Here is a 26,656-nt window from a genome sequence, read left to right on the forward strand (position 1 = left end):
GCCGCACGGTCGGCCGGGTAGTTACTGTGCAGTCACTTATTTTGACCGCACCCGACCCGGAGGCGCCCCATGGCTTCGCCCGACCCCGTACTCGACAAGGACGGCGTCCGGCTCACCGTCGACGACGCAGTCGCCACGGTGACCCTGACCAACCCGGACAAGCGCAACGCCCAGTCTCCCGCTCTGTGGCGGGCGTTGGCTGCCGCCGGTCAGGAGCTGCCCGGCACCGTCCGGGTCGTTGTGCTGCGGGGAGAGGGCAAGTCCTTCTCCGCGGGGCTCGACCGCCAGGCCTTCACTCCCGAAGGCTTCGACGGCGAGCCGTCCTTCATCGACCTCGCGCGCGGCTCCGACGCGGAGCTGGACGGGGTCATCGCCGAGTACCAGGAGGCGTTCACCTGGTGGCGCCGCAACGACATCGTGTCGATCGCGGCGGTCCAGGGCCACGCGATCGGTGCGGGCTTCCAGCTCGCGCTCGCCTGTGACCTGCGCGTCGTCGCCGACGACGTGCAGTTCGCCATGCGCGAGACCAGCCTGGGCCTGGTGCCGGACCTGACGGGCACCCACCCCCTGGTGAGCCTGGTGGGCTACGCCCGCGCCCTGGAGATCTGCGCGACCGGCCGATTCGTCGGAGCGGAGGAGTCCGAGCGGATCGGGCTAGCGAACCTCGCGGTGCCGGGGGCGGAGCTGGACGCTTCCGTACGTGACTTGGCGGGGGCGCTGCTGGCTGCGCCGCGGGATGCGGTGATCGAGACGAAGGCGTTGCTGCGGGGGGCGTCGGGGCGGTCGTACGAGGAGCAGCGGGTCGCGGAGCGGGGCGCTCAGGCGCGCCGCCTGCGATCCCTCGCGGGCCTCGCGGACTGATTTTCCCCCACCCCGCCCGTTCCCTTAACCCTCCGGGGGTGGGTGGGGGTGGAGGTGGTTTCCCGGGGGCTGCGTCCCCGGACCCCGGGCGGGGCTGTGCCCCCGGACCTCGGGCGGGGCTGTGCCCCCTGGACCCGCTTGCGGGGGCTCCGCCCCCTGCGCCCTTCGCGGGGCCTGCGGCCCCTGCACCCTGCTTCGGGGCTCCGCCCCGGGCCCTGGGACGGGGGCGGGTGGGTTACCGGGGGCTGTGCCCCTGGACCCCGGGCGGGGCTGTGCCCCTGGACCCCGGGCGGGGCTGTGCCCCCTGGACCCGCTTGCGGGGGCTCCGCCCCCTGCGCCCTTCGCGGGGCCTGCGGCCCCTGCACCCCGCTTCGGGGCTCCGCCCCGGGCCCTGGGACGGGGGTGGGTGGGTTACCAGGGGCTGCGCCCCCGGACCCGCTTTCGGGGTTGTGCCCCCGCGCCCGCTTTCGGGGTTGCCCCCGCCCCCCGTTCGTCTGCGGGTCGTCCGTGACTGGTCGCGCAGTCCCCGCGCCCCTGGAGGGCCCTTCTCCTCAAGCGCCGGAGGGGCTGCAATGTGGCCGGGCCCCGTTCGGCCTTCAGGGGCGCGGGGAACTGCGCGGCCAGCCCCCACCGGGCCGCAGGCGAAGCGGGGCAGCCCGCCTCAGCCCACCGCCCGGCCGCCCGCCCAGGGCTTACGGGAAGGGGCGGGGTGGGGAAACGTCACCCCACCCACGTCACCAGCACTGCCACCCCACCCCCCACCACCCCCCGAACCCCCCGCACCACCTCCACCGCCCGGTACCCCGGCGCGACCGCCACCTCCAGACACTCCGCCCCCGCCAGCTCCGACGTCAGGTACGCCACGCCGGGGACCGAGAGCGGGGGCCCGGGGCGTACCCCGGGTGGGGGATCGGGGGGAGACGAGGATGCGGGGGCGTCCAGCAGGGACGTCACCCGGATGTCGACCCGGGACAGGCGCAGGCCCAGGCGGGCGGACGACGCCGACAGCATCGCCTGCCGCACCTCCTCCGTCCGAGGGCGGCCGTCACCCCACACCGCCACCTCCACCACCGCCCGCACATCCCCCGGCGGCAGCCCGCTCGGCGGTGGCGGAACCGCGGGCACACCGGCCGCCGCCGGGTCGGCGAGCGCGAGGCGCAGGGACGTGACCGCCAGGCCCGGCACCGACGCGCACGCCGCCCGCAGCACCGCCCCCGCCGCCCGCTCCGTCACCCATGCGCCGTCCGCCGCGTCCCCGAGCGGCAGCAGCCTGCCCAGGGCCAGCCGGCGCCGTACCTCTGTGCTCCATACGTCTGGCGTCATTACTCCAGCCTGCCGCATCCCTGGAGCGAGACGGGGCAACCGCACTTAGTGTGGGCAGCGGAGGGGAAGGGGAAGCCGAAAGGGATGAACGCCATGAGTGACACCGTGGAACGCAGTAGCCCCGAACCGTCCGGCTCGGGCGGCAGGGACACCGCCGTGGGCGGTACCAGAAAGAGCTCCACCGCGAAGCGCGGCGGTGGCGACCCCGGCACACGCGGCCGTACCACCATCGCCGACGGCGTGGTGGAGAAGATCGCGGGGCTCGCGGCCCGCGAGGTCGTCGGCGTCCATGCGATGGGCAGCGGTCTGTCCCGTACCTTCGGCGCGGTGCGCGACCGGGTGCCCGGTGGCGGCAAGTCCGCCGTGGCGCGCGGGGTGAAGGCGGAGGTCGGCGAGGTCCAGACGGCTCTCGACCTGGAGATCGTCATCGAATACGGCGTGTCGATCTCGGAGGTGGCCCGTGTCGTACGGGAGAACGTGATCGCGGCCGTGGAGCGGATGACGGGGCTGGAGGTCGTCGAGGTCAACATCGCGGTGAGCGACGTGAAACTTCCGGATGAGGAAGAGGACGAGCCGGAGTCCCGGCTCCAGTGAGGCCCCGGTGAGGCCCCGGCCCCCGACTGAGGAGCGACTGAGGAGCTCAGGATGAGCATGGCGGTGATCGGCATGGTGGCCGGCATGGCGCTCGGATTCGCCGGATACTTCGGCGGTTTCGGGGCGTTCGTGCTGGTCGCGGCGCTCGGCGCGATCGGATTCGTGGTGGGCAGGTTCATGGACGGCGATCTCGAACCCGGCGACTTCTTCCGCCCCCGGGACCGCGACCGCGGCGACCGGCGGCGGTGACGCGGGCTCATGACGGTGTCGTCGACGGCGGCGTCCGGGGCCGGTGAGGCCCGGCCCGGCCGGGGGAGAACCGGCGCCCGGGGCGAAGACGGCCCCGCCATCACGCCGGACCCCCTCGGCCCCGGGCCGGCCGGCGCACCCCGCCGTATCGCGCCCGCCGAGCGCGGAGCGACCCGTATCGCCGACCGGGTCGTGGCGAAGATCGCCGCACAGGCGGCGCGCGAGGTGCTGGGCGCGCTCCCCGAGGGCGGGGCCGTGCCCCACACGGCGGTCACGGTGCACCAGGACGTGGCCCGGGTGCGGGTCAGCCTGGAGCTCGGTTACCCCTCCGATCTCGGCGCCCAGTGCGGTGCCGTGCGTCGGCAAGTGGCCGAGCGGGTAAAGGCGTTGGCGGGCATGGAGGTGCCCGAGGTGGCGGTGCAGATCGAGCGTCTGCACTCGGCGCACACCGGTACGGCGGCCCGGGGGAGGACCACATGAGCGAGCCCAGCGAGCCGGGCGGGCACGACCCGTCCAGTGGAACGAGTGGCGCGAGCGGCACCCGGCGCCTTCCCGTCGTCATGGAGAAGGACCCCGCCATGGGCTCCGACCAGGACCCCGACGGCGGGCTCGACCAGTCGCAGTCGTCCGCCGCCTATGACCCCGTGCCTGTCCTCGCCGAGGACGAGGGCGGCCGGGCCGGGCGCTTCTGGTCGGTGCGGCGGGTGCCCGCCGTGCTGGTCGCCCTGGCCCTACTGGCCGTGTCCGGGCCGCTGTTGTACGACATCGCGGCCGTACGCGCGGACCGCCCCGCGATGCACTGGCGCCGTCGGCTCGCCGACTGGCCGGCCCGGCACACCGTGGACGACGCGGTGGTGCTCACCGGCGCGGGCGTCGTGGTGGCCGTCGGGATCTGGCTGATCGTGCTCGCGGTGACGCCGGGGCTGCGCGACGTGCTGCCGATGCGGCGCGCCTCGGCCGGGGTCCGCGCCGGGCTCGACCGCTCCGCCGCCGCGCTGGTGCTGCGGGACCGGGCGATGGAGGTCCCGGGTGTGCAGTCGGTGCGGGTCAGGATGGGCCGCGCCAAGGTCGCCGTACGGGCCGTCTCGCACTTCCGCGAGCTCGACGACGTACGGGCCGATCTGGATGCCGCGCTGGGCGCGGGCATCAAGGAGCTCGGGCTCGCCGGGCAGCCCGGGCTCTCCGTGCACGTGGGCCGTGCCGCCAGGAAGAGGTGACCCATGCTCAGGACGGTGAACCGGGTGCTGATCGGCCTCGTCGGGCTGATCCTGGTGGTGGCGGGCGGTGCGGTCCTCGCGGCCGGGGCCGGTCTCCCGGTCCCGTCGTGGTGGCCCTGGGAGGGCACCGACGATGTACTGCTCGACCGGGCCCGCCGGGAGCGCTGGCACCACCACGGCTGGTGGTGGCCGACGGTCATCGCGGCGCTGGCCGTACTCGTCCTGCTCACCCTGTGGTGGCTCTTCGCCCAGCTGCGCCGGGCGCGGCTGGCCGAGGTCCTGGTGGACTCGGGCGACGGCGAGGGCGCGCTGCTGCGCGGCCGCGCCATGGAGGCGGTCCTGGCGGGCGAGGCGGAGTCGCTGCCCGGTGTGGCCCGCGCCCAGGTGGCCCTGCACGGCCGCCGCACCACACCGGCGGCTCGCGTCGCCCTCCTCCTGGAGCCCCACGCGGCCCCCGTCGAAGCCCTCTCCCGGCTCACCTCGGAGGCCCTCGCCCACGCCCGCGACTCGGCGGGCCTCGCCGCGCTCCCGGCCGAGGTACGGCTGCGCGAGGTCAAGCACCGGGCGCAGCGGGTGAGTTGACCCCGGGCCGCAGTGGCCCGCCGATATCCCGTGCCAGCCGCAGGCGGATCCGTGCGGCCCGCCTTGACGCCCTGCGCGCGGCACGCGGCTCGCCGAGGGCGTCGAGGACCGCGGCGAGCCCGCTCAACCCGGCCGCCAGCGCCGGGAGATGGACGGCGGGGTCCTCCCGGGCCAGCCGTGCGTACAGCTCGACGCTCTCCTCGGCGGCCTCCCGGGCGGGCGCGTACCGCTCCAGCGCGGCCAGCAGCCCGGCCAGGGCGCCGAGCGAGGCCGCCAGCGGCTCGCGGCGGGCGCCGGGGTGCGGGGCCGCCGGCTCCCGGTGGACGGCCACCGACCGCTCGATGGGCGCAAGCGCCTCCTCGCGCCGTCCGGCCCGGGCCAGCAGGGCGCCGTGACTTCCTAGCGCCGCGGCCAGGTCCGGCCGGTACGTGTCCGGCCGCGCGGCGGCCAGCTCCTCGGCCATGGCGAGGATGTCGGCCGAAGCGGCCAGCGCCTCCTCGTAGTGGCGGCTCTCCGCCGTGAACTCCGGCTCTTTCATGGGGTGTTCGTACCGCCGGAGGGAGTGGAGCGCCACCCCCGCGTCGGTGTCGCCTCAGAAGCCGTGCCGTGATCCGCCGTCCACCGGCAGCATCAGGCCCGTCAGATACGACGCGGCGGGCGAGAGCAGGAACGCGGCCGTGCGGCCGAACTCGTCCGGGGTGCCGTAGCGGCGCAGCGGGATCTGGGCCTCGTTGGCCGTACGGGCTGCTTCCGCGTCGCCGGAGAGGGCGTCCAGGTGGCGGACGCGGTCGGTGTCGATGCGGGCCGGGAGCAGACCGACCACCCGGATACCGCGCGGGCCCAGCTCGTCCGCCAGGGACTTGGCGAAGCCCGCGAGGCCGGGGCGCAGGCCGTTGGAGACGGTCAGGCCGGGGATGGGTTCGTGGACCGAGCCCGACAGGACGAAGCCGATCACGCCGCCCTCGTCCAGCTCCTCCGCCGCCGTGCGCGCCATCCGTACCGCACCCAGGAACACCGACTCGAAGGCCGAGCGCCACTGCTCGTCCGTGTTGTCGGCGACGAAGCCGGGCGGCGGGCCGCCCACGCTGATCAGCACGCCGTCGAAGCGGCCGAACCGCTCGCGGGCGGTGGCGATCAGACGGGCGGCCGCGCCGGTGTCCGCGTTGTCGACGGCCACTCCCAGCGTGTTCGGGCCCAGCTCCTCGGCGGCCTTCGCCACCGCCTTCTCGTCGCGGCCGCTGAGCACCGCCTTCGCGCCGTCGCCCGTGAGCGCCCGCGCCGAGGCGAGGCCGAGGCCCCGGGAGGCGCCGGTGACGACGTAGACGCGGTCCTTCAGTCCAAGATCCATGCGCCTATCCTGCCTCCAGTCCCATCGCGGTCGCCACCAGTCCGATGTGGCTGAAGGCCTGCGGGAAGTTGCCCAGCTGCCGGCCGGCCGCCGGGTCGTACTCCTCGGCCAGCAGTCCGACGTCGTTGCGGAGCGCGAGGAGCCGATCGAACAGCTCCCGCGCCTCCTTCTCGCGGCCGGTCAGCCGCAGCGCGTCGGCCAGCCAGAACGAGCAGACCAGGAAGGTGCCCTCGTCGCCGGGCAGACCGTCCACCGTGGTGCCCTCGGTGCTGTAGCGGCGCACGAAGCCGTCGTGGCCGAGCTCGGCGCGTACCGCGTCCACCGTCCCGATCACCCGCGGGTCGTCGCCCGGCAGGAACCCGACCCGGGGGATGAGCAGCGTCGCGGCGTCCAGCTCCTGGGACCCGTACGCCTGGGTGAAGGTGTTCCGCTCGGCGTCGAACCCCTTCTCGCACACCTCCCGGTGCACCTCGTCCCGCATCCGCCGCCAGCGCTCCGCGTCGCCGCGCCGGGACGGGTCGGACTCCAGGGCCTGCACCGCACGGTCGGCGGCGACCCACGCCATCACCTTGGAGTGCACGAAGTGGCGGCGCTCCCCGCGCACCTCCCACAGACCCTCGTCCGGCTCGCGCCAGCGGGACTCCAGGAAGCCGAGCAGGCTGAGTTCGACGTTCCAGGTGTGCGGCTTGGCGGCCATGCCCGCGGTACGGGCCAGATGGAGGGAGTCGATGACCTCCCCGTACACATCGAGCTGGAGCTGTCTGACGGCGGCGTTGCCGATCCGGACCGGGGCGGAGTCCAAGTGGCCGCTCAGCCACGGCAGTTCGGTCTCCGGCAGCCGCCGTTCGCCGCCGAGGCCGTACATGATCTGGAGGTCGGCCGGGTCGCCCGCGACCGCGCGCAGCAGCCAGTCGCGCCAGGCCGCCGCCTCGTCGAGGTAGCCGGCCGAGATCAGCGCGCCCAGCGTCAGCGTCGAGTCGCGCAGCCAGCAGTAGCGGTAGTCCCAGTTGCGCACGCCCCCGAGCTCCTCCGGGAGCGAGGTGGTGGGGGCGGCGACGATGCCGCCGGTCGGCGCGTAGGTGAGGGCCTTGAGGGTGATGAGGGAGCGGACGACGGCGTCCCGGTGGGGGCCGGTGCAGCGGCACTTGCCCGCCCACTCGCGCCAGTCCGCCAGGCTCTGCTCCAGCGACTCGAATGGATCGAGTATCGACGGCCGGGGTTCGTGCGAGGGGTGCCAGGTCAGCACCATCGCGACCTTCTCGCCGGGGCCCACGGTGAACGACGAGCGGGTGCTCATCTGCTGGCCCCAGGTCTTGACGGGGGGTTCGGTGCGCAACCAGACCGAGTCGGGGCCGGCGACCATGACCCGGTGGCCGTCGGCGCGGCGCACCCAGGGCACCACCCGGCCGTAGTCGAAGCGCAGCCGCAGTACGGAGCTCATCTCCACCCTGCCGCTGACGCCCTCGACGATCCGTACGACGTCGGGGGAGGTGTCGCGCTGGGGCATGAAGTCGAGGACGCGGACCGTGCCGGTGCGGGTCTCCCAGACGGACTCCAGGACGAGCGAGTCGTCGAGGTAGGCGCGGCGCGTGCAGTCCCCGGCGCCCGCCGGGGCGATCCGCCAGTGGCCGTTGTCGTCGTCGCCGAGCAGCGCCGCGAAACAGGCCGCCGAGTCGAAGCGGGGCAGGCAGAGCCAGTCGATGGAGCCGTCCCGGCCGACGAGGGCGGCGGTCTGGAGGTCGCCGATGAGGGCGTAGTCCTCGATGCGTTGGATACGTCGCGTCACGCTCAGGCGTCTTCCCGCCCGGCGGAATTGTCAATCAGGCCAGTACGTCAATAGGACCGGACGGTACGGATCGTCGGGCGACGGACCGGTCAGGCCGTCGCCGGTGCGGGCTCCGCCGCCCCGGCCTTCGCCGCCGCCTCGGCCCGGTCCCGCTTCTCGCGGCGGACCAGGATCACCCAGCCGACCGGGACCCCTGCGGTGAACAGCCACCACTGCACGGCGTACGCCATGTGCGGGCCGATCGAGGAGTGGTCCGGGGCCGGGATCAGTTCGGGGGAGTCGCCGGACTCGGGCGCGGTCTGCTCGATGTAGCCGCCCAGGACCGGGCGGCCGAGCGCCTTCTGCTGCTGGGCGCTGCTGATCAGCATCACCTGGCGGGGTGGCAGGCCCTTGACGTCCTTGATGCCGCTGGCCGCGGTCGTCTGGTCGGCCATCAGCCGCCCGGTGACCGTGACCTCGCCCTTGGGCGGGGCCGGGATCTGCGGGAACTCGGTCTGGCTGCCGTTGTCCGGCACCCAGCCGCGGTTGATCAGCACGGTCGGCCCGCTGTCGAGGACGAACGGCGTGAGGACGTGGTACCCGACCCGTCCGTCGGCGGCGGTCCGACGGCGCACCACGACCTCGTGGGCGGTGTCGTATGTGCCGGTGGCGGTGACCCGGCGCCAGTACTGGGCGTGCGGGACGGTGTGGCCGGGGGAGGTGAGCGCGGTCACCGGGACCGGCTCGGCCTTCAGGTTGTCCGCGATGACGGTGTTCTGCGCGACGCGGTGCTGATGGCGGTGCAGCTGCCAGAAGCCCAGCTCGATCATCGTGGGGATGAGAACGAGGGCGAGGAGGGTGACGAGCACCCACTGCCGGGACAACAGGAAGCGGTACACGCATCGACGGTACAACGTGGCGAAAGGCCCCCCGGCAGTGGGTACCGCCGGGGGCCGGACCCCCGCACCGGCGGGGAGCGTACGACCGACTCGTACCGTCGGGGGGCTATCGCGGGCCACCCCCGTAGAACGGGGAACTGGGCGAGCACGCCGCCTCGAAGGCCCCAACGAGGCAGATGCGGCCGGGTCACACCTTGTCGACGATGCCCACCCGGCCCTCCGCTCGGGCGCAGTGCCCGCCGCAGTACCAGTGCCCCTCGACCTCGACGCCCTGGCCGATGATCTGGACCCGGCAGTGTTCGCAGATGGGCGCCATGCGGTGGATGGCGCACGAGAAGCAGTCGAATACGTGCACCACGCCCTGCGCGTGCACCTCGAAGGACATCCCGTAGTCGTTTCCGCAGACCTCACAACGTGCCATGCGCCACAGGGTGCGGCGCACCGCGCCGCAACGGCGGGCGGCACGCCATGCGGTCACCCGTCTGCCGGAGCCACGTCCCGCAGCAGCTGGGTGAAGGCCGCCTCGTCGACGACCGGGGTGCCGAACGACTTCGCCTTCACGGTCTTGGAGGTCGCCGAGTCCGGATCGTTGGTCACCAGCAGGCTGGTCAGCCGGGAGACGCTGGTCGCCACGTGCAGCCCGGCCTCGACCGCGCGGTCCTCCAGGAGCTCCCGGTCGATGGAGGTGTCGCCGGAGAACGCCACCCGCATGCCCTGCTTGAGTGGTTTGTCCACTTCGTAACGGCCGGGGTTGGGGTGCGGACATACCGGGCGCTTGCGTGCGGGCCGCCAGCTGGAGCTCCGGCCGTACGAACCGGTGGCCTGGTAGCCGATGCGGGGGGTGGCCGGGCCGTCCGACCACTCGGTGAGCGGGCGGCATTCGAGGAGCGGCAGCCGCGCCCCGACCCGCGCCGCCTCGTGCAGGCTCGGGCGGAACGCCTCGGCCAGCACGCGCGCGTCGTCCAGCGCGTGGTGCGCGCGCTGCTGCACCACTCCGTAGTGCGCGGCCAGCGACTCCAGTTTGTGGTTGGGCAGCGGCAGGTCGAGCTCCTTGGAGAGCGCGATGGTGCACAGCCGCTGGCGCACCGGCGCGGTGCGCTTCGCCCGTGCGTACTCCCTGGAGATCATCTGCCAGTCGAAGATCGCGTTGTGCGCTACCAGGACCCGGCCGTCCAGGCGCTCGGCGAACTCCGCGGCGATGTCCGGGAAGAGCGGCGCGCCCGCCAGGAGGTCGGTGGTCAGCCCGTGGATCCACACGGGGCCGGGGTCGCGCTCGGGGTTGACCAGCGTGTACCAGTGGTCCTCGACGTTGCCCTGGGCGTCCAGGCGGTAGACGGCAGCCGACACTATCCGGTCGTCGCGGGCGAGGCCGGTGGTCTCCACGTCGACGACCGCGTACCCCTGTGGGTAGGCGGCCGGCCACGTCGCTGCTGCTGTCGTACGGTCGTCGAGCATGGTCACAGAGAATACGGGGCCGCACTGACAACGCGGGCGGCGGCCGGTCAGCCCGCCGGCTCCCCGGCTGCCAACAGGCCCGCCACGAGCGCGCGTACAGAGGTGGTGAAAAGGCGCTCCTCGTCCACCGGCCGCGCCAGCGCCCGCGCGAGCGCCGGATCGTGCTCCGCGGCCCGGGGTGCCGGCGCGTGCCACAGCTCCTCCTCGTCCGGGTGCTGCGCGGGCGCGCGCTCCCGGTTGCGCTCGACCAGCAGATGGCCGACGACGTGGAACTGGACGGCCCGGACCGCGTCGGCCGCGCGGCCCCCGCGCAGCCCGGCCGCGTGCATCTCGTGGACGAGAGCCTGCTGGGCGGGGAGGAACATCCGCTCGGTGAGGCCGCGTTCGTGGACCATCGCGATCAGGTGCGGCCGGGCGCGCAGCTCGCGGCGCAGGGTCCGGGCGACCGAGACGATCCGGGCGGCGGGGGTCGTCCCGCGCGGCGCGATCTCGCCCAGCTCCTCCACGGTCCGCTCCACGAGCGCGTCCAGGAGCGACTCGCGGTTGCCGACGTGCCAGTAGATCGACGTGACGGCGGTGCCGAGCTCGGCGGCGAGCGCGCGCATGGTGAGGGCGGCCGGGCCGTACAGGCGGACCAGCGTGCCGGCCGCGGCCAGCACCTCCTCGCGGCTGAGCGACGCACGCGTCATGGCGCTCCCGGCTCCCCTTCCCGCACGGCCCACCTCCCGGCGCGGCTCTCGCCCCCGCGGCTCTTTCCCGCTCCGCGCGGCTCTTTTCCGCACGGCTCTTTACCTTCATCGGGCTCGGTGTAACTGTGTTACAGACCCCGGGGAACGCACTGCGAGGCACGACCCAGGAAGGGTGGTACGCCATGGCACGCGTACGGTACGGAGCGCGGACCGAGGACGAGATCCGGGCCGCGCGCACCGCGAGCTCCCGCCTCCCCGACATCTGGTCCACCGGTGTGGTGGCCGTCTGGGAGAGCGATCCCGACGCGGTGGCGGCGGTGCTGCCGCCGCCGCTCAAGCCCGCCGGGGATTCACTCGTACGGGCCAATATCAGCCGGGTCGACCTGCCCGGCTATCCGCTCGGCGCGGGCTCGGTGGCGGTCTCCGCCGTGCACGACGGGCAGCCCGGCTGGTACCCGCTGGTGATGCCGATGACCCATGAGCGGGCGCTGATCGGCGGGCGCGAGGTGTTCGGCGAGCCGAAGAAGCTCGGCGAGGTCACCGTCGAGCGGGACGGCCTGGTCGTCCGGGCCGCGCTCGCCCGGCACGGCATCGCCTTCGTGGAGGTGCGCGGCGCGGTCGGCAGCGCGCTGCCGCTGCCGGAGCCGGTGGAGAAGGTCGACTTCTACTTCAAGTTCCTGCCCGCCGTGGACGGCGAGGGCTTCGACGCGGACCCGGTGCTCGTGTACTGCGTACGCAACGAGAAGGTCCGCAAGCTGGAGCGGATCACCGGTGACGTGGTGCTGCGCGAGTCCATGTACGACCCGGTCGCGGACCTCCCGGTCCGGCGCGTCGTGGAGATCACGATCGGCGAGAAGACCACCGACCAGCGGGGCCGGGTGGCCGAACGGGTCAGCGCCCAGGCCCTGTTGCCGTACATCCACCAGCGCTACGACGACCCGCGGCAGATCCTCGACGGCCCGCCGGCGGGGAGCGTGTGATGCGGCTCACCGAGGGGCAGGTCGCCGTCGTCACCGGCGCGGCGAGCGGGATCGGGCTCGCCATGGCCCGCAGGTTCGCGGCCGAGGGGCTCGATGTGGTCCTCGCGGACGTCGAGGAGGCGGCCCTGGAGAAGGCGGCGCAGTCGCTGCGCGAGGACGGGGCGCAGGTCCACGCGCGCGTGGTCGACGTTTCGCAGCGCGCGTCCGTACAGGAGCTGGCGGACGCGGCGTATGACACGTTCGGGGCCGTCCACGTGCTGTGCAACAACGCGGGCGTCGGCTCGGGCGCCGAGGGCCGGATGTGGGAGCACGAGGTCAACGACTGGAAGTGGGCCTTCGCCGTCAACGTGTGGGGCGTCTTCCACGGCATCCAGGCCTTCGTGCCCCGCATGATCGCCTCCGGTGAGCCGGGCCATGTCGTCAACACCTCCTCGGGCGACGGCGGGATCGCGCCGCTGCCCACCGCCTCCGTGTACGCGGTCACCAAGGCGGCCGTCGTCACCATGACCGAGTCGCTGTACGCGCACCTGAAGGCGGAGCACGCGCGCGTGGGCGCGTCCGTGCTCTTTCCCGGGCCGCACATGCTGCGCACCGGACTGTGGGAGTCGCACCGCAACCGCCCCGACCGTTACGCCAAGGAGCGCCCGCGCAAGGCGCCCTACCGCAGCCTCGGCCAGTGGGAGGCGGCGATGCGGGCGGCCGGGCACGAGGTCGAGTTCACCCCGGTCGAGGAGGTCGCCGAGGCGGTCGTCGACGGCATCCGGGCCGACCGCTTCTGGATGCTCCCGCCGAGCGAGCACAGCGACCGCCAGATCAGGGCGAGGTCGCAGTCGATGCTGGACCGGGCCGATCCGTCGTACTTGGAGAACTTCATTCTCGACTGACCCGCTGCGACTCCCGCCGACGCGCCGACGCGCCGACTCGGGCTTCCGGCCGGGGGTCCGGGGGGTGCCCCCGGGAAACGCAGCATTCTGGATCAAGGGATTTCGCCATGCCGAAGAGCAGCACATCGCAAGGCGCACAGAACGACCCGTACCTGATCATCTCCTCCGACTGCCACGCCGGGCTCCCCACCGAGCAGTACCGGCCCTATCTCGACTCCCGCTTCCACCGGGACTTCGACGGCTTCCTCGACGGGCGCGACCGCCGCCGCGAGGAGATGACCCGGCTGGGCGTCCGCAACGAGGCCTTCGCGGACAAGTGGTTCGCCGACAACGAAGAGGGCCTGAAGGGCGGTTGGGACGCCGCCCGCAGGCTCAAGGAGCTCGACGGGGACGGGGTGGCCGCCGAGGTCGTCTTCCCCGACGCGGACGCCGTCGACAGCCGGACCGCCGCGCCCTTCGGGGTGGGCCTCGGCCTCTCCGGCGACCAGGACCCCGACCTCGGGATGGCGGGCGCGCAGGCGCACAACCGCTGGCTCGCCGAGTTCGTGGGTCAGAATCCCGAACGGCACTGCGGGGTCGCCCTGCTGCCGGTGACGGGCGACACCGCGCGCGTGGTCGCGGAGATCCACCGGGCCAAGGAGTCCGGGCTCGGCGCGCTGATGATCCCCTCGATGTGGGTGGACAAGGCCCCGTACCACGACCGCCGTTACGACCCCGTCTGGGCGGCGGCCGCCGAGACCGGGATGCCGGTCGTCACCCACTCGGGAGCGGCGCCCCGCCACGAGTACGGCGACCACCTCGGCATCTACGTCAGCGAGGTCACCTGGTGGCCGGCCCGGCCGCTGTGGTTCCTGCTCTGGTCCGGTGTCTTCGAGCGCCACCCCGGACTCCGCTTCGGGGTCGCGGAGTCGGGCTGCTGGTGGCTGCCGAACCTGCTGTGGTTCATGGACCGGCTGTACCTGGGCGCGCACGGCGGCAAGAAGCTCTCGCCGTTCGCGGAGCTCAAGCGCCCGCCGAGCGAGTACCTGGACCGCCAGATCTTCGTCTGCGCCACCAACACCAAACGGCGCGAGCTGGCCCAGCGCTACGAGATCGGCGTCGACAACATCCTCTGGGGCTCCGACTTCCCGCACCCGGAGGGCACCTGGCCGCACACCAGGGAGTGGCTGCGCAAGACCTTCCACGACATCCCGGTGGCGGAGACGCGCCGGATGCTGGGCCTGGCGGCGGCGGAGGTCTTCGGCTTCGACACCGCGGAACTGGCCCCGCTGGCCCGGCGCATCGGCCCGACCCCGGCCGAACTCGGCCAGAGCGAGGACCAGCCGGCGGTCGAGGCGTCCTGGGCGCGGTCGCGCGAGGTGGGCCGGCACTGGCTGACCGACCACGACTTCCCGGTCCTGGGGGTGTCATGACGGCCGACCGGTACACGGTGATCTCGGCCGACTGCCACGCGGGCGCCGACCTCCTCGACTACAAGCCGTATCTGGAGAAGCGCCACCACGAAGACTTCGACGCCTGGGCCGCCACCTACGTCAATCCGCACGAGGACCTGCTCGCCGACACCGCCGACCGCAACTGGAACTCCGAGCGGCGGGTGGCCGAGCTGGAGGCGGACGGGATCGTCGCGGAGGTGGTGTTCCCCAACACCATCCCGCCGTTCTTCCCCTCGGCCTCCCTGATGGCGCCCGCGCCGACGCGGGAGGAGCTCGACCAGCGCTGGGCGGGGCTGCGGGCCCACAACCGCTGGCTGGCCGACTTCTGCGCGCTGGTGCCGGGCCGCAGGGCGGGCGTGGCGCAGATCCTGCTGAACGACACCGACGCGGCGGTGGCGGAGATCCACCGGGTGAAGGAGGCGGGCCTGACCGGCGGCATCCTGCTGCCGGGCGCCCCGCCGGGCTCGGGCGTCCCCGAGCTGTACTCGGCCGTCCACGACCCGATCTGGGCGGCCTGCGCCGACCTCGGCGTACCGGTCAGCCACCACGGCGGCTCCGCGTCGCCGCCGCTCGGCGAGGAACCGGCCGCGCGGGCCGTCTTCATGGTGGAGACGACCTGGTTCTCGCACCGGGCCCTGTGGCACCTGATCTTCGGCGGCGCGTTCCGCCGCCACCCGGCGCTGAAGCTGATCCTCACCGAGCAGGGCTCGGGCTGGATCCCCGGCGTGATCGAGATGCTCGACTACTACCACGAGCGCCTGGTGTCGGCGGCGACCCGGGCGGCGACGGCGGAGTCCAAGTTCGGCGCGGGCCTCGCGGAGTCGATGGGCGCGGGGCCGAGCCGGGTCTGGCGCGACAACTGCTATGTGGGCGCCAGCTTCATGCGCCCCCACGAGGTGCCGCTGCGCGACCGGATCGGCCTCGACAAGATCATGTGGGGCAGCGACTACCCGCACGACGAGGGCACCACCCCCTACTCCCGGGAGGGCCTGCGGATCGCCTACGCGGGGCTGCCCAGGGAGGAGGTGGCGCGGATGACCGGCGGCAACGCGGCCCGGGTGTACGGCTTCGACCTGCCCTTCCTGGACGAGATCGCGGCGAGGGTGGGCCCGACCGTCGAGGAGATCGCCGAGCCGCTCAAGGAGATCCCGGCGGACGCGACGAGCCCGGTGTTCGCGCCGGGTGGGTCGGTACGGGTGTGGTGAGGCGGCGGATGAGACCCTTCGCCGCATGACGGAAGCGGAGACGGCCGGGGGCCACGACGAGGCCCACCGGGGCGCCCTCGGCACGCGCCTGAACTGGCTGCGGGCGGCGGTCCTCGGCGCCAACGACGGCATCGTGTCCACGGCGGGCCTCGTCGTCGGCGTGGCGGGCGCGACCGACAACCGCTCCGCCCTGCTGACGGCGGGCCTCGCCGGCCTCCTTGCCGGCTCGATGTCGATGGCGGCGGGCGAGTACGTCTCCGTGTCGACCCAGCGCGACTCCGAGAAGGCCGCCCTGGCGCAGGAGCGGCGCGAGCTGCGCGAGGATCCGGAGGCCGAACTGGATGAGCTGAGCGGCCTGTTGGAGGACCGCGGCCTCAGCGCCGAGGTGGCGCGGGAGGCGGCGCAGCAGCTCACCGAGCGCGACGCCCTGCGCGCCCACGCGCGCGTGGAGCTCGGTATCGACCCCGACGAGCTGGCCAACCCCTGGCACGCGGCGGGCGCCAGCTTCCTGGCCTTCACGGCCGGCGCCCTGCTCCCCCTCCTGGCCATCGTCCTGCCCCCGTCCTCGGTGCGCCTGTACGTGACGGTCACCTCGGTCCTGGCCGCCCTGGCCCTCACCGGCTGGGGCAGCGCCCGCCTGGGCTCGGCCCCGGCCGGCGCGGCGGTCCTGCGCAACATGGCCGGGGGCGCGGTGGCCATGGGAGTGACGTATGCGGCGGGGGCGGCGCTGGGGGCGTCGGGGGTGTGAGGGGCGTACGGTGAGATCCGGACCTCCGGGCGGCCCGTCGCCATACCGCCGGTGGCCCGGCCGTTTCCGTACCACCCCTGACTGACCAGCAAGGACCTGCCCCATGCGCGCCACCGTCATCCACGCCCCCCACGACATCCGGGTGGAGGACGTGCCCGACCCCGTGGTCCGGTTCCCCACCGACGCGGTCGTGCGGGTGCTGCGGGCCTGTATCTGCGGCAGCGACCTGTGGGCCTACCGGGGCGAGTCCGCCCGGCAGCCCGGGCAGCGGATCGGACACGAGTTCCTCGGCGTCGTCGAGGAGGCGGGCTCCGAGGTGAACGGGTTGCGGGCCGGGGACCTCGTGGTCGCGCCCTTCGTCTGGTCCGACGGCAACTGCGAGTACTGCGCCGAGGGGCTCCAGACGTCCTGCCCGCAGGGCGGGTTCTGGGGCTCGGTGGGCTCCGACGGCGGCCAGGGCGAGGCGGTCCGGGTGCCGTTCGCCGACGGCACGCTGGTCAAGCTGCCCGCCGCCGCGGCCTCCGACGACCACCTGCTCACCGCCCTGCTCGCCCTCTCCGACGTGCTCGGCACGGGCCATCACGCGGCCGTCGGCGCGGGCGTGCGGCGCGGCTCCACGGTCGCCGTCGTCGGTGACGGGGCCGTCGGCCTCTGCGGCGTCCTGGCGGCCAAGCGGCTCGGCGCCGAGCGGATCATCGCTCTCGGGCGCCACCAGGCCCGTACGGACATCGCGCGGACCTTCGGCGCCACGGACGTCGTCGCCGAGCGCGGCGAGGCCGCCGTCGACGCGGTGCGCGAGCTGACCCGGGGCCAGGGCGCGCACGCGGTCATCGAGGCGGTCGGCACCGAGCAGTCGATGCGCACCGCCGTCGAGATCACCCGCGACGGCGGCGCCATCGGCTACGTCGGCGTCCCGCACGGCAGCGGCACCGGCCTCGACCTCAGCGTCATGTTCGACCGCAACATCGCGCTGCGCGGCGGCGTCGCCCCGGTCCGCGCCTACATCCCCGAGCTGCTGCCGGACGTCCTGTCCGGCGCGATCGACCCGTCCCCGGTCTTCGACGTGACGGTCGGCATCGACGGCGTCCCCGGCGGCTACAAGGCGATGGACGAGCGCACGGCCCTGAAGGTGCTGATCAAGCCGTAGCGGCCCCTGAGGGGCGCGGGGCCCCGCGCGACCAGCCACACACGGCCCGCAGCCGGATCCCCGCGCCCCAGCGGAGCGCTACCGCACCGCTCGCAGGGCGTTCACCACCCCCGCCCCGTAGAACCCGCTGTGATGCCGGCCGCCCTCGCAGACCGCGTCAGCCTTCCCGTCCCCGTCGATGTCGTACGGGTCGGGGCAGGCGGTCGCGTCGGCGCCCTCCTTCAGCAGCTCCTTGATCTTCCAGGCCGGCGCGTGCGGGTGCGCGGACTTGAGCAGCGCGGCCACGCCCACCACGTGCGGGGTCGCCATCGACGTACCCGCCATGTAGGCCCACTTGCCGCCGGGCACAGGGCCGAGGATCAGACCGCTGGTGGCCGGGGCCTGCGGCGGCTGGTAGGCGGTCGAGTCGCCGCCCGGCGCCGCCACGTCGACCACGCCGAGGCCGTAGTTGGAGAACGAGGACTTCAGGCCCTTGGCCCCGGTCGCGGCGACCGTGACCACGCCCGGCAGCTGCGTGGGGATGTCGAAGCACTTGCTCGGGTCGACGGTCCGGTCGCCCGGCGTGGAGTCGTTCGGGCTGGCCGGGTCCGTGATCGAGTCGGCCGCGAGGTCGTAGCTCTCGTTGCCCGCCGCCGCCACGTTCACCGTGCCCTTGGACTCGGCGTACCGGCTCGCCCGGGTGATCGCCTCGACCAGGGCCTTCTGGTCCGGGTCGGTCTTGCAGTTGAAGTACCAGGGGTCGGTGTAATAGCTGTTGTTGGTGACGTCGATGCCGTGGTCGGCGGCCCACATGAAGCCGCAGACGACGGCCTCCGTGTAGAAGAAGCTGCCGCCCTGGGTGGACACCTTGATGGCGGCGACCTTGACGCCGGGCGCCACACCGGTGACGCCGACGCCGTTCTTGGCCGCGGCTATCTCGCCCGCCACGTGCGTGCCGTGCGGGGAGCCGCCGGTGGTGAACGGCCGCCAGGCGCCGTCGGTGGTGTCCGGCTTGCCGCCGATGCAGCTCACCGACTTGGCGCGGTCGAAGTTGGGCGCGATGTCCGGGTGGGTGTCGTCCACGCCCGTGTCGATGACGCCGACCGTCACCCGGGAGCTGCCCAGGGTCTTCTCGTGGGCCTTGTCGGCCTTGATGGCCTTCAGGTCCCACTGGAGCGGCTCCAGCGGGTCCTCGCCGGCCGCGGCCCCGGCGGTGGCGGCCCGGACCTCCTCGGCGGTGAGCGTCCTGGGCGTGCCGACGTCGGTCGTCGTCTGCGCGGGCAGCGGCGCGGTCCGGGTCGCCCCGGCCGACTCCACTCCCCGTACCGCCCGCACGGCCGTCGCGAAGCCGGGGTCGGCGGAGTGGACGACGATCACGCCGATCCGGTCGTAGGACTGGACGACCGTGCCCCCGGCCGCCTCGATGGCCCTTCTGACCCGGTCCGCGTGCCCGTACCCCTTGCGGAGGTTGACGACATAGCTGAGCGAGGGCGAGGCGGCGGCCGGGGCCGCCTTGGTGGCCGTGCCGCCGGCCGGCATGGCCGACGCCGTGCCCGGCAGGACCGCGAGCGCGGTGATGGTCGCCATGCCGACGGATACGGCGAGGGCGCGGTGCGTACGGGAGAAGTGCAACGTCATGGGATCTCCATGTGGCTGACGGATGTCTCGGTACGTACGGAAGGTGCGGTGGTGGCCGCGGAGAACCGCCGCGCCGCTTACTCGGTGACCGCGCGCAGCGCGTTGACGACGCCCCGGCCGTAGAAGCCGTTGACGCGCTTGCCGCCCTCACAGGTGGAGTCCTGGACGCCGTTGCCGTCCGGGTCGTACAGGCCGGTGGGGCAGCCGGGGTTGTCGGCCTGCTCCTTGAGCATCTCCCGCAGCTCGGCCGGGGATGCCCACGGGTTCTTGGACTTCAGGAGCGCGGCGACGCCGACGACGTGCGGCGTGGCCATGGACGTGCCCTGCTTGTAGCCGTACTGTCCGCCCGGGAGCGTCGCCAGGATCCGCCCGTTCTTGTCCGGGGTGTCCGGGATCTGGTACTTGTCGCCGCCGGGCGCGGCCACGTCGATCTGGCCCAGGCCGTAGCTGGAGTAGTACGACTTCACGTTCTGCACCCCGGTCGCAGCGACCGTGACGACACCCGGCAACTGGGCCGGGATGTCCGGGCACTTGGCCGGGTCCACGGTCACCGTGGGGTGCGGCGCGGGCTGGTCGTCCGGGCTGGTGGTGTCGGTGATGGCGTGCTTGGACAGGTCGTAGTTCTCGTTGCCCGCCGCCGCGACGTTGAGGACGCCCTTGTGCTCGGCGTACCTGCTCGCCCGGGTCACCGCGTCGAGCAGTGCCTTCTGGTCCGGGTCGGCCTTGCAGTTGAAGTACCAGGGGTCCACGTAATAGCTGTTGTTGGTGACGTCGATGTGGTGCTCGGCGGCGAAGACGAACCCGCAGACCACCGCCTCGGTGAAGAACAGCCCGCTGCCCTGCTCGGCGACCTTGATCCCGGCGACCTTGACGCCGGGCGCGACCCCGGCGACGCCGATTCCGTTGCGGGCCGCGGCTATCTCGCCCGCGACGTGCGTGCCGTGGTCGCTGCCGCCCACGTACGGCCGCCAGGCGCCGGGCGAGGTGTCGGCGACGCCGCCCACGCAGTTGGCCGACTGGGAGGCGGAGAAGTTCGGGGCGAGGTCCGGGTGGGTGTCGTCGACCCCGGTGTCGATCACGCCGACGGTGACCCGGCGGCTGCCCGGGTAGATCTTGGCGGCCTTGTCGGCGCCGATCGCCCGCAGGTCCCACTGGTTGGCCTCCAGCGGCTCCTGGCCGGGTGCGGCCGCCGCCTTCGCCTTGGCGGCCTCGGCCGGGGTGAGGGCCTGGGTGGTGCCCTCCTCGGTGGTGGCCTGCGCCTTCAGGGGCGTCGTACGGGTGGCGCCGGCGGAGGTGACGCCCCTGGCCCGGCGTATCTCCCGGGCGAACGCGGGGTTCGTGGAGTGCGCGACGACCACGCCTATCCGGTCGTAGGAGACGACGACCGTGCCGCCCGCCTTCGCTATCGCCTTCTGCACCCGGGCCGAAGTGCCGTGCCCGCCCGTGGTGTTGACGACGTACGAGAGGTCCGGTCCGTCGGCGGCGGGGGCCGGTGCGGCCGAGGCCGTGCCCACCGGGAGGAAGCCGAGCGAGGCCGTGAGCGCCAGGCCGGCGGGGAGCACGAGGGCCCGTCGCCGTCCGGATCCCAGATGAGCCATGGGTTCTCCACATCATCCGTGAGAGCCGTCCAACCGCGGGTCACGGATGGACGGGTACATGACCAGCGAAGCTATCGCTGATCACGCGGGCCCATCAACGAGTTCGGGCGGGTTGGTCCGAGAAGTTGTGTGAACGACGTGGAGGCGGCGCCGGGAAAGGGGGCCGAGAAAAACGACCGGTCTGAACCGAGACGCGACGCCCTCCGTGCCGTTGTCAGGGGGACCACCATCACCCCGTCCCCGACAGTGAGGTCCCCCTTGACGTCCATCCCCACCGCACCCGCATCGCGAGGAGACTCCGTGGCCACCGACGTGCCACCGCCCGAAGGCGGTATCGACACGCGCCCCGCCCAGCCCCCCACCGAGAAGTTCGTCGAGGTGCAGGCGAGCGAGGAATTCGCCGAACTGCGCCGCACACACCGCCGGTTCGCGTTCCCGCTGACGGTCGCCTTCATCGCCTGGTACCTCCTGTACGTCCTGCTGTCCAACTACGCGGGCGGCTTTATGGGCCACAAGCTGTTCGGCAACATCAACGTGGCGCTCGTCTTCGGTCTCGCCCAGTTCCTCACCACCTTCCTCATCGCCTGGCTCTACTCGCGGTACGCGGTCGCCGAGCTCGACCCCCGTGCCGAGGCGATCAAGTCCCGCATGGAGGCCGACGCATGAGCGCCCCGTACGCCCACCTCCCGCTCGCGGCGACCGCCACCAGCGAGCACCGGCCGCTGATCATCACGCTCTTCTCGGTGTTCGTCGTCGCGACCCTGGTCATCACCGTCTGGGCGGGCCGCCAGACCAAGAGCGCGGCCGACTTCTACGCGGGCGGCCGCCAGTTCACCGCTTTCCAGAACGGCCTGGCGGTCTCCGGCGACTACATGTCCGCCGCGTCCTTCCTCGGCATCGCCGGAGCCATCGCGCTCTTCGGCTACGACGGCTTCCTGTACTCGATCGGCTTCCTGGTCGCCTGGCTGGTGGCGCTGCTCCTGGTCGCCGAGCCGCTGCGCAACTCCGGCCGCTACACCATGGGCGACGTGCTCGCGTACCGGATGCGCCAGCGTCCCGTGCGCACGGCCGCCGGCACTTCCACCATCGTCGTCTCGATCTTCTACCTGCTGGCGCAGATGGCCGGCGCCGGTGTGCTCGTCTCGCTGCTGCTCGGCATCACCAGCGACGCGGGCAAGGTCCTGATCGTCGCCCTGGTCGGCGTGCTCATGATCGTGTACGTGACGATCGGCGGGATGAAGGGCACCACCTGGGTGCAGATGGTCAAGGCGGTCCTGCTCATCGCGGGCACCATCCTGATCACCTTCCTGATCCTGCTGAAGTTCAACTTCAACCTCTCGGACCTGCTCGGCACGGCCGCCAAGAACAGCGGCAAGGGCAGCGCCTTCCTGGAGCCCGGCCTCAAGTACGGCAAGACCGGCACCTCCAAGCTGGACTTCATCTCGCTCGGCGTCGCCCTGGTGCTTGGCACGGCCGGCCTGCCGCACATCCTGATCCGCTTCTACACCGTCCCCACGGCCAAGGCCGCCCGTAAGTCGGTGAACTGGGCGATCGGCATCATCGGCGCCTTCTACCTGATGACGATCGTGCTCGGCTTCGGCGCGGCCGCGCTGCTCAAGCCGGGCGACATCATCGCCTCCAACCCGGCGGGCAACACCGCGGCGCCACTGGCGGCCCTGGAGATCGGCGGCGGCAGCGGCTCCAACGGGGGCGCGATCCTGCTCGCGGTGATCTCGGCGGTCGCCTTCGCCACGATCCTCGCGGTCGTCGCGGGCCTCACCCTCGCCTCGTCGTCCTCCTTCGCGCACGACATCTACGCCAACGTCATCCGCAAGGGGAAGGCGACCGAGAAGGAGGAGGTCCGGGCCGCGCGCTGGGCGACCGTCTTCATCGGGGCCGTCGCCATCGTGCTCGGCGCCTTCGCCCGCGATCTGAACGTCGCCGGTCTGGTGGCGCTCGCCTTCGCGGTCGCCGCCTCCGCCAACCTGCCTACCATCCTCTACAGCCTCTTCTGGAAGCGGTTCACCACCCAGGGCGCGCTGTGGTCGATCTACGGCGGTCTGACCACGGCGGTCGTGCTGGTGCTGTTCTCGCCGGTCGTCTCCGGCAACCCGAAGACGTCGATGTTCAAGGGCGTCGACTTCCACTGGTTCCCGCTGGAGAACCCCGGCCTGATCTCGATCCCCGTCGGCTTCCTGCTCGGCCTGATCGGATCGCTGCTCTCGAAGGAGGAGCCGGACGCCGGAAAGTACGCGGAACTGGAGGTCAAGTCCCTCACCGGAGTCGGTGCCCACTAGTGCGTTCCGTACGGGTACGAGCCGCGGCCGCGTCGTAGGGTCCTACGACGCGACCGCGTCGCACCTCGTGTCAAACGGCCCCCGCCGTTGTCACCCCTCTCGCGTAGGCTCGGCTGTATACACCAACCGGTAATCGGGGGAGGGGGCCCACAGTGCTCATCGACACATACGGCCGTGTGGCCACTGACCTGCGTGTCTCACTCACGGACCGCTGCAATCTGCGGTGTACGTACTGCATGCCGGAAGAGGGCCTGCAGTGGCTGGCCAAGCCGGACCTGCTCACCGACGACGAGATCGTCCGCCTCATCCGCATCGCCGTGACCGAGCTCGGCATCACCGAGGTCCGCTTCACCGGCGGCGAGCCGCTGCTGCGTCCGGGCCTGGCCGGCATCGTGGAGCGCTGCGCGGCCCTGGAGCCCCGCCCCCGGATGTCGATCACCACCAACGGCATCGGCCTGAAGCGCACCGCGGCCGCGCTGAAGTCGGCCGGTCTCGACCGGGTCAACGTCTCCCTCGACACCCTGCGCCCCGAGGTCTTCAAGACCCTCACCCGCCGCGACCGCCACAAGGACGTCATCGAGGGCATGGAGGCCGCCCGCGCCGCCGGGCTCGCCCCGGTCAAGGTCAACGCGGTCCTGATGCCCGGGCTCAACGACGACGAGGCCCCCGACCTGCTGGCCTGGGCCGTGGAGCACGACTACGAGCTGAGGTTCATCGAGCAGATGCCGCTCGACGCCCAGCACGGCTGGAAGCGCGACGGCATGATCACCGCCGGTGACATCCTCGCCTCGCTGCGTACGAGGTTCACGCTCACCCCCGAGGGCGACGACGAGCGGGGCTCCGCGCCCGCCGAGCGCTGGGTGGTGGACGGCGGACCGCACCGGGTCGGCGTCATCGCCTCGGTGACCCGCCCGTTCTGCTCGGCCTGCGACCGGACCCGGCTCACCGCCGACGGCCAGGTGCGCACCTGCCTCTTCGCGCGTGAGGAGTCCGACCTGCGCGCGGCCCTGCGCTCGGGCGCTCCGGACGAGGAGATCGCCCGGCTGTGGCGGCTGGCGATGTGGGGAAAGAAGGCCGGATCCGGTCTGGACGACCCGGCTTTCCTCCAGCCCGACCGCCCGATGTCAGCGATCGGCGGCTGACTCCCACTCGGCCAGTGGCGCCACGTCCTTGAGGAACCCGCGTACGCCCAGGAACTGGGAGAGGTGCTCGCGGTGTTCGTCGCACGCGAGCCAGGTCTTGCGCCGCTCCGGCGTGTGGATCTTCGGGTTGTTCCATGCCAGGACCCATAGGGCCGCGGTGCGGCAGCCCTTGGCGGAACATGTGGGCGCCTCGTCGGCGATCTCGTCACTCACGGATACATTCTGCGCCATGAACCGGGGGTGACATGGCGACGCCGAGCAGCCACGGGGGGAGCTGCCCGGCGTCGGTCCGTCGCTCCGACGGGGGATGCGGAGCGCCTACGCAGTATGTCACGGGGGACCCGATGTGGTGCACCGTAACTTCATGATTGATCTGAGCTTTTCTTGAGCTTTGCAGACGGTGACGGATCAGGTCTGCTCACGTGACCACGGTTCGTGGTCAGGGCTCCCGGAGGCCTCCGGGGATTCCGCCGGACCCCCCGCCGGAGCCGCCCCGAGCATCGGCCGCGACGGCGCCGGGATGTACGTCGACGGCAGCGAAGGCACGTTCTCCCGCCCGGCGTTGGCGAGCACCACAGCCACATAGGGGAGCAGGGCTCCCAGCACCAGGGTCACGATTGCGACAGGGCGTTCGATGTTCCACAGGACGGCCGTCAGCACGACCGACACCGTACGGATCGACATCGAGATCACATAGCGGCGCTGCCGCCCCCGCACGTCCTCGGCGAGACCCTGCCGGGCCCCGGTGATCCGGAAGACCTCGGCTCCGCTCCGCTTCCGCATCAAGCTCCACCACCCGACTCCACACCGGACTCTCCCCGGCCCGGACTGTTCACACGGTACGCCCGGTATCCGCCGGGTTCGAGACCGGGGCCGGTCCGGCCCGCGTGATTGATCCGATCCGTACTACGTACGGACGAGTCCGACATGCGTCGTATGGCGGATGGGTCAACACTGACTGCGACTGCTCATGTCGAGCGAACGAGGAGGCAGCCATGGGCTGGTTGTGGGCGATCATCGTGGGATTCGTGCTGGGTCTCATCGCGAAGGCGATCCTTCCGGGGAAGCAGCACAGTCCGCTCTGGCTGACCACCATCTTCGGCATCATCGGCGGTGTGGTCGGCAACTCGATCGCCCGGGCGATCGGCATCGCCGAGACCAAGGGTATCGACTGGGGCCGGCACGGCCTCCAGATCGCGGCGGCCGTCGTCATCGTCTTCCTCGGCGACATGCTCTACATGGCGATGCGGGGCAACAAACAGCGGGCCTGACGGTACGGCGAGGGGGCGGCCCCGTAACGGAACCGCCCCCTCGCCGTCTACCGTATGCGCAGGTCAGGCGCCCTTGACCTCGATCGCGGCCAGGTTCTTCTTACCCCGGCGCAGCACCAGCCAGCGGCCGTGCAGCAGATCGTCGGCCGTGATCACCGCGTCCTCGGACGTCACCTTCGCGTTGTTCACGTAGGCGCCGCCCTCCTTCACCGTGCGCCGGGCCGCCGACTTGCTCGCCACCAGCTCCACCGCGGCGAACAGGTCCACCACCAGACCGGCCTCGGCGACCTCGGCGTGCGGCAGTTCGGAGAGCGCGGAGGCCAGCGTGGCCTCGTCCAGGTCCGCCAGCTCGCCCTGCCCGAACAGCGCCTTCGAGGCGGCGACGACCGCCGCGCACTGGTCGGCGCCGTGCACCAGCGTCGTCAGCTCCTCGGCGAGCGAGCGCTGCGCGGCGCGCGCCTGCGGGCGCTCCGCGGTGAGCTGCTCCAGCTCCTCGATCTCCTCGCGGGACTTGAAGCTGAAGATCCGCAGGAACTTGGAGACATCGCGGTCGTCCGCGTTCAGCCAGAACTGGTAGAAGGCGTACGGCGTGGTGCGCTCGGGGTCCAGCCAGACCGTGCCGGACTCCGTCTTGCCGAACTTGGTGCCGTCCGCCTTGGTGATCAGCGGGGTGGCCAGCGCGTGCACCTCGGCCTCCGGGGCGACCCGGTGGATCAGGTCGGTGCCCGCGGTGAGGTTGCCCCACTGGTCGCTGCCGCCGGTCTGCAGCACACAGCCATACCGCCGGTACAGCTCCAGGAAGTCCATGCCCTGCAGGATCTGGTAGCTGAACTCGGTGTAGCTGATGCCCGCGTCGGAGTTCAGCCGCCGGGCGACCGCCTCCTTCGCGATCATCTTGTTGACCCGGAAGTACTTGCCGATGTCACGCAGGAAGTCGATGGCCGACAGGCCCGACGTCCAGTCCAGGTTGTTGACCATGGTCGCGGCGTGCGGGCCCTCGAAGTCGAGGAACCGCTCGATCTGCCCGCGCAGCCGCTCGACCCAGCCCGCGACGACCTCGGGCGCGTTCAGCGTGCGCTCCGAGTTCGGCTTGGGGTCGCCGATCAGACCGGTGGCCCCGCCGACCAGGCCAAGCGGGCGGTTGCCCGCCTGCTGGATCCGGCGCATGGTCAGGATCTGCACCAGGTTGCCGAGGTGCAGGCTGGGCGCGGTCGGGTCGAAGCCGCAATAGAACGTGACGGGACCGTCCGCGAACGCCTTGCGTAGTGCGTCCTCGTCAGTGGAGAGGGCGATCAGCCCGCGCCACTGCAGCTCATCGACGATGTCCGTCACGGTCGTACGTCTCCTCGGCT

Annotated in this window: 29 protein-coding genes; 16 read left to right on the plus strand and 13 right to left on the minus strand. The window is 72.5% G+C overall.

Annotated features, from left to right (window positions below; all coding sequences use genetic code 11):
• Positions 1-69: 69 nt before the first annotated feature.
• A complete protein-coding gene (locus tag ACFWA7_RS12635) occupies positions 70-861 on the plus strand; it encodes an enoyl-CoA hydratase/isomerase family protein (RefSeq protein ID WP_385540567.1) in 792 nt (263 codons plus the stop codon).
• Positions 862-1,581: 720 nt separating this feature from the next.
• Here ACFWA7_RS12635 and ACFWA7_RS12640 read toward each other — a convergent pair.
• A complete protein-coding gene (locus ACFWA7_RS12640) occupies positions 1,582-2,184 on the minus strand; it encodes a nucleopolyhedrovirus P10 family protein (RefSeq protein WP_385822722.1) in 603 nt (200 codons plus the stop codon).
• A gap of 93 nt (positions 2,185-2,277) precedes the next feature.
• On the opposite strand from ACFWA7_RS12640, the gene ACFWA7_RS12645 reads away from it, so the two are divergent.
• The 5 genes from ACFWA7_RS12645 to amaP all read left to right on the plus strand — a co-directional run bounded on the left by ACFWA7_RS12645 (position 2,278) and on the right by amaP (position 4,826).
• Positions 2,278-2,778, plus strand: coding sequence for an Asp23/Gls24 family envelope stress response protein (locus tag ACFWA7_RS12645; RefSeq protein ID WP_385822724.1), 501 nt, complete (start codon positions 2,278-2,280; stop codon positions 2,776-2,778).
• 51 nt (positions 2,779-2,829) lie between these two features.
• Positions 2,830-3,027 (plus strand): hypothetical protein, encoded by a 198-nt coding sequence (locus ACFWA7_RS12650; RefSeq protein WP_385540919.1) that lies wholly within the window; start codon positions 2,830-2,832, stop codon positions 3,025-3,027.
• A gap of 99 nt (positions 3,028-3,126) precedes the next feature.
• Complete coding sequence (locus ACFWA7_RS12655; RefSeq protein ID WP_385540926.1) at positions 3,127-3,507, plus strand: Asp23/Gls24 family envelope stress response protein; 381 nt, start codon at positions 3,127-3,129, stop codon at positions 3,505-3,507.
• Positions 3,504-4,244, plus strand: a complete 741-nt coding sequence (locus ACFWA7_RS12660; protein ID WP_385822726.1) for a DUF6286 domain-containing protein — start codon at positions 3,504-3,506, stop codon at positions 4,242-4,244. Before ACFWA7_RS12655 ends, ACFWA7_RS12660 begins: the two co-directional genes overlap by 4 nt.
• 3 nt (positions 4,245-4,247) lie before the next feature.
• Positions 4,248-4,826: an alkaline shock response membrane anchor protein AmaP gene (gene amaP / locus ACFWA7_RS12665; protein WP_385822728.1), complete on the plus strand. Its 579-nt coding sequence runs from the start codon at positions 4,248-4,250 to the stop codon at positions 4,824-4,826.
• Here amaP and ACFWA7_RS12670 read toward each other — a convergent pair.
• The 7 genes from ACFWA7_RS12670 to ACFWA7_RS12700 form a co-directional block, all read right to left on the minus strand.
• Positions 4,798-5,364: a tetratricopeptide repeat protein gene (locus tag ACFWA7_RS12670; protein ID WP_385822730.1), complete on the minus strand. Its 567-nt coding sequence runs from the start codon at positions 5,362-5,364 to the stop codon at positions 4,798-4,800. The genes amaP and ACFWA7_RS12670 overlap by 29 nt on opposite strands.
• Before the next feature lie 54 nt (positions 5,365-5,418).
• Entirely contained in the window at positions 5,419-6,174 is a 756-nt protein-coding gene (locus tag ACFWA7_RS12675; protein ID WP_385822732.1) for an SDR family oxidoreductase, read from the minus strand.
• A gap of 4 nt (positions 6,175-6,178) precedes the next feature.
• Complete coding sequence (locus ACFWA7_RS12680; protein WP_385540911.1) at positions 6,179-7,960, minus strand: glycoside hydrolase family 15 protein; 1,782 nt, start codon at positions 7,958-7,960, stop codon at positions 6,179-6,181.
• A gap of 89 nt (positions 7,961-8,049) precedes the next feature.
• A complete protein-coding gene (locus ACFWA7_RS12685; protein WP_385822734.1) occupies positions 8,050-8,838 on the minus strand; it encodes an SURF1 family protein in 789 nt (262 codons plus the stop codon).
• A 187-nt stretch (positions 8,839-9,025) separates the two neighbouring features.
• Positions 9,026-9,259 (minus strand): hypothetical protein, encoded by a 234-nt coding sequence (locus tag ACFWA7_RS12690; RefSeq protein WP_067160707.1) that lies wholly within the window; start codon positions 9,257-9,259, stop codon positions 9,026-9,028.
• A gap of 53 nt (positions 9,260-9,312) precedes the next feature.
• A complete protein-coding gene (locus tag ACFWA7_RS12695; RefSeq protein WP_385540907.1) occupies positions 9,313-10,299 on the minus strand; it encodes a DEDDh family exonuclease in 987 nt (328 codons plus the stop codon).
• 41 nt (positions 10,300-10,340) lie between these two features.
• Positions 10,341-10,982: a TetR/AcrR family transcriptional regulator gene (locus tag ACFWA7_RS12700; protein WP_385540905.1), complete on the minus strand. Its 642-nt coding sequence runs from the start codon at positions 10,980-10,982 to the stop codon at positions 10,341-10,343.
• 182 nt (positions 10,983-11,164) lie between these two features.
• Here ACFWA7_RS12700 and ACFWA7_RS12705 point away from each other — a divergent pair, with 182 nt between their 5' ends.
• The 6 genes from ACFWA7_RS12705 (at position 11,165) to ACFWA7_RS12730 (ending at position 17,379) form a co-directional block, all read left to right on the plus strand.
• Positions 11,165-11,962 (plus strand): acetoacetate decarboxylase family protein, encoded by a 798-nt coding sequence (locus ACFWA7_RS12705; protein ID WP_385822736.1) that lies wholly within the window; start codon positions 11,165-11,167, stop codon positions 11,960-11,962.
• Entirely contained in the window at positions 11,962-12,846 is an 885-nt protein-coding gene (locus ACFWA7_RS12710) for an SDR family NAD(P)-dependent oxidoreductase (protein WP_385822738.1), read from the plus strand. The genes ACFWA7_RS12705 and ACFWA7_RS12710 overlap by 1 nt, the downstream gene beginning before the upstream one ends.
• 107 nt (positions 12,847-12,953) lie before the next feature.
• Positions 12,954-14,258: an amidohydrolase family protein gene (locus tag ACFWA7_RS12715; RefSeq protein ID WP_385540899.1), complete on the plus strand. Its 1,305-nt coding sequence runs from the start codon at positions 12,954-12,956 to the stop codon at positions 14,256-14,258.
• Positions 14,255-15,484 (plus strand): amidohydrolase family protein, encoded by a 1,230-nt coding sequence (locus ACFWA7_RS12720; RefSeq protein ID WP_385540897.1) that lies wholly within the window; start codon positions 14,255-14,257, stop codon positions 15,482-15,484. The genes ACFWA7_RS12715 and ACFWA7_RS12720 overlap by 4 nt, the downstream gene beginning before the upstream one ends.
• A 25-nt stretch (positions 15,485-15,509) precedes the next feature.
• On the plus strand, positions 15,510-16,232 hold the full coding sequence (locus ACFWA7_RS12725; RefSeq protein WP_385822740.1) for a VIT family protein: 723 nt from the start codon (positions 15,510-15,512) through the stop codon (positions 16,230-16,232).
• A 103-nt stretch (positions 16,233-16,335) separates the two neighbouring features.
• On the plus strand, positions 16,336-17,379 hold the full coding sequence (locus tag ACFWA7_RS12730) for a zinc-dependent alcohol dehydrogenase family protein (RefSeq protein ID WP_385540893.1): 1,044 nt from the start codon (positions 16,336-16,338) through the stop codon (positions 17,377-17,379).
• A gap of 78 nt (positions 17,380-17,457) precedes the next feature.
• On the opposite strand, the gene ACFWA7_RS12735 is transcribed toward ACFWA7_RS12730, so the two are convergent.
• Both ACFWA7_RS12735 and ACFWA7_RS12740 read right to left on the minus strand, forming a co-directional pair.
• On the minus strand, positions 17,458-18,996 hold the full coding sequence (locus ACFWA7_RS12735; RefSeq protein ID WP_385540891.1) for a S8 family serine peptidase: 1,539 nt from the start codon (positions 18,994-18,996) through the stop codon (positions 17,458-17,460).
• 77 nt (positions 18,997-19,073) lie between these two features.
• Entirely contained in the window at positions 19,074-20,594 is a 1,521-nt protein-coding gene (locus tag ACFWA7_RS12740; RefSeq protein WP_385822742.1) for a S8 family serine peptidase, read from the minus strand.
• A 300-nt stretch (positions 20,595-20,894) separates the two neighbouring features.
• Between ACFWA7_RS12740 and ACFWA7_RS12745 the strand changes: the two genes are divergently transcribed.
• The 3 genes from ACFWA7_RS12745 to moaA all read left to right on the plus strand — a co-directional run bounded on the left by ACFWA7_RS12745 (position 20,895) and on the right by moaA (position 24,033).
• Positions 20,895-21,260, plus strand: coding sequence for a DUF485 domain-containing protein (locus ACFWA7_RS12745; protein WP_385540887.1), 366 nt, complete (start codon positions 20,895-20,897; stop codon positions 21,258-21,260).
• On the plus strand, positions 21,257-22,891 hold the full coding sequence (locus ACFWA7_RS12750) for a cation acetate symporter (protein ID WP_385540885.1): 1,635 nt from the start codon (positions 21,257-21,259) through the stop codon (positions 22,889-22,891). Before ACFWA7_RS12745 ends, ACFWA7_RS12750 begins: the two co-directional genes overlap by 4 nt.
• 152 nt (positions 22,892-23,043) lie before the next feature.
• Positions 23,044-24,033 carry a GTP 3',8-cyclase MoaA gene (moaA, locus tag ACFWA7_RS12755; RefSeq protein WP_385540883.1) on the plus strand — a complete coding sequence of 330 codons (990 nt, stop codon included), beginning with the start codon at positions 23,044-23,046 and terminating at the stop codon, positions 24,031-24,033.
• Here the strand turns inward: moaA and ACFWA7_RS12760 are convergent.
• Together ACFWA7_RS12760 and ACFWA7_RS12765 are read right to left on the minus strand one after the other, a co-directional pair.
• Positions 24,016-24,264: a hypothetical protein gene (locus ACFWA7_RS12760; protein WP_385822745.1), complete on the minus strand. Its 249-nt coding sequence runs from the start codon at positions 24,262-24,264 to the stop codon at positions 24,016-24,018. The two genes, moaA and ACFWA7_RS12760, sit on opposite strands and share 18 nt — an antisense overlap.
• 177 nt (positions 24,265-24,441) lie before the next feature.
• Positions 24,442-24,816: a DUF3099 domain-containing protein gene (locus tag ACFWA7_RS12765; RefSeq protein ID WP_385540879.1), complete on the minus strand. Its 375-nt coding sequence runs from the start codon at positions 24,814-24,816 to the stop codon at positions 24,442-24,444.
• Positions 24,817-25,028: 212 nt separating this feature from the next.
• Here ACFWA7_RS12765 and ACFWA7_RS12770 point away from each other — a divergent pair, with 212 nt between their 5' ends.
• Positions 25,029-25,304 (plus strand): GlsB/YeaQ/YmgE family stress response membrane protein, encoded by a 276-nt coding sequence (locus tag ACFWA7_RS12770; RefSeq protein ID WP_067157421.1) that lies wholly within the window; start codon positions 25,029-25,031, stop codon positions 25,302-25,304.
• Positions 25,305-25,367: 63 nt separating this feature from the next.
• Here the strand turns inward: ACFWA7_RS12770 and tyrS are convergent, their stop codons facing one another.
• The gene (gene tyrS / locus ACFWA7_RS12775) at positions 25,368-26,636 is read right to left on the minus strand and encodes a tyrosine--tRNA ligase (protein WP_385540877.1); all 1,269 of its coding nucleotides are present in this window, start codon (positions 26,634-26,636) and stop codon (positions 25,368-25,370) included.
• Positions 26,637-26,656 lie beyond the last annotated feature (20 nt).

This window comes from Streptomyces sp. NPDC059994, assembly GCF_042737755.1.
Taxonomy (GTDB): domain Bacteria; phylum Actinomycetota; class Actinomycetes; order Streptomycetales; family Streptomycetaceae; genus Streptomyces.

Excerpts from the sequence above, each read along its gene's own strand:
- ACFWA7_RS12660 (WP_385822726.1), top strand. The coding sequence starts at position 3,504 with ATGAGCGAGCCCAGCGAGCCGGGCGGGCACGACCCGTCCAGTGGAACG.
- ACFWA7_RS12700 (WP_385540905.1), bottom strand. The coding sequence starts at position 10,982 with ATGACGCGTGCGTCGCTCAGCCGCGAGGAGGTGCTGGCCGCGGCCGGC.
- ACFWA7_RS12730 (WP_385540893.1), top strand. The coding sequence starts at position 16,336 with ATGCGCGCCACCGTCATCCACGCCCCCCACGACATCCGGGTGGAGGAC.
- ACFWA7_RS12765 (WP_385540879.1), bottom strand. The coding sequence starts at position 24,816 with ATGCGGAAGCGGAGCGGAGCCGAGGTCTTCCGGATCACCGGGGCCCGG.
- ACFWA7_RS12670 (WP_385822730.1), bottom strand. The coding sequence starts at position 5,364 with ATGAAAGAGCCGGAGTTCACGGCGGAGAGCCGCCACTACGAGGAGGCG.
- ACFWA7_RS12735 (WP_385540891.1), bottom strand. The coding sequence starts at position 18,996 with ATGACGTTGCACTTCTCCCGTACGCACCGCGCCCTCGCCGTATCCGTC.
- ACFWA7_RS12710 (WP_385822738.1), top strand. The coding sequence starts at position 11,962 with ATGCGGCTCACCGAGGGGCAGGTCGCCGTCGTCACCGGCGCGGCGAGC.
- ACFWA7_RS12675 (WP_385822732.1), bottom strand. The coding sequence starts at position 6,174 with ATGGATCTTGGACTGAAGGACCGCGTCTACGTCGTCACCGGCGCCTCC.
- ACFWA7_RS12705 (WP_385822736.1), top strand. The coding sequence starts at position 11,165 with ATGGCACGCGTACGGTACGGAGCGCGGACCGAGGACGAGATCCGGGCC.
- ACFWA7_RS12690 (WP_067160707.1), bottom strand. The coding sequence starts at position 9,259 with ATGGCACGTTGTGAGGTCTGCGGAAACGACTACGGGATGTCCTTCGAG.
- ACFWA7_RS12720 (WP_385540897.1), top strand. The coding sequence starts at position 14,255 with ATGACGGCCGACCGGTACACGGTGATCTCGGCCGACTGCCACGCGGGC.
- ACFWA7_RS12760 (WP_385822745.1), bottom strand. The coding sequence starts at position 24,264 with ATGGCGCAGAATGTATCCGTGAGTGACGAGATCGCCGACGAGGCGCCC.
- ACFWA7_RS12740 (WP_385822742.1), bottom strand. The coding sequence starts at position 20,594 with ATGGCTCATCTGGGATCCGGACGGCGACGGGCCCTCGTGCTCCCCGCC.
- amaP (WP_385822728.1), top strand. The coding sequence starts at position 4,248 with ATGCTCAGGACGGTGAACCGGGTGCTGATCGGCCTCGTCGGGCTGATC.
- ACFWA7_RS12770 (WP_067157421.1), top strand. The coding sequence starts at position 25,029 with ATGGGCTGGTTGTGGGCGATCATCGTGGGATTCGTGCTGGGTCTCATC.
- ACFWA7_RS12725 (WP_385822740.1), top strand. The coding sequence starts at position 15,510 with ATGACGGAAGCGGAGACGGCCGGGGGCCACGACGAGGCCCACCGGGGC.
- ACFWA7_RS12715 (WP_385540899.1), top strand. The coding sequence starts at position 12,954 with ATGCCGAAGAGCAGCACATCGCAAGGCGCACAGAACGACCCGTACCTG.
- ACFWA7_RS12645 (WP_385822724.1), top strand. The coding sequence starts at position 2,278 with ATGAGTGACACCGTGGAACGCAGTAGCCCCGAACCGTCCGGCTCGGGC.
- ACFWA7_RS12640 (WP_385822722.1), bottom strand. The coding sequence starts at position 2,184 with ATGACGCCAGACGTATGGAGCACAGAGGTACGGCGCCGGCTGGCCCTG.
- ACFWA7_RS12650 (WP_385540919.1), top strand. The coding sequence starts at position 2,830 with ATGAGCATGGCGGTGATCGGCATGGTGGCCGGCATGGCGCTCGGATTC.
- ACFWA7_RS12750 (WP_385540885.1), top strand. The coding sequence starts at position 21,257 with ATGAGCGCCCCGTACGCCCACCTCCCGCTCGCGGCGACCGCCACCAGC.
- ACFWA7_RS12635 (WP_385540567.1), top strand. The coding sequence starts at position 70 with ATGGCTTCGCCCGACCCCGTACTCGACAAGGACGGCGTCCGGCTCACC.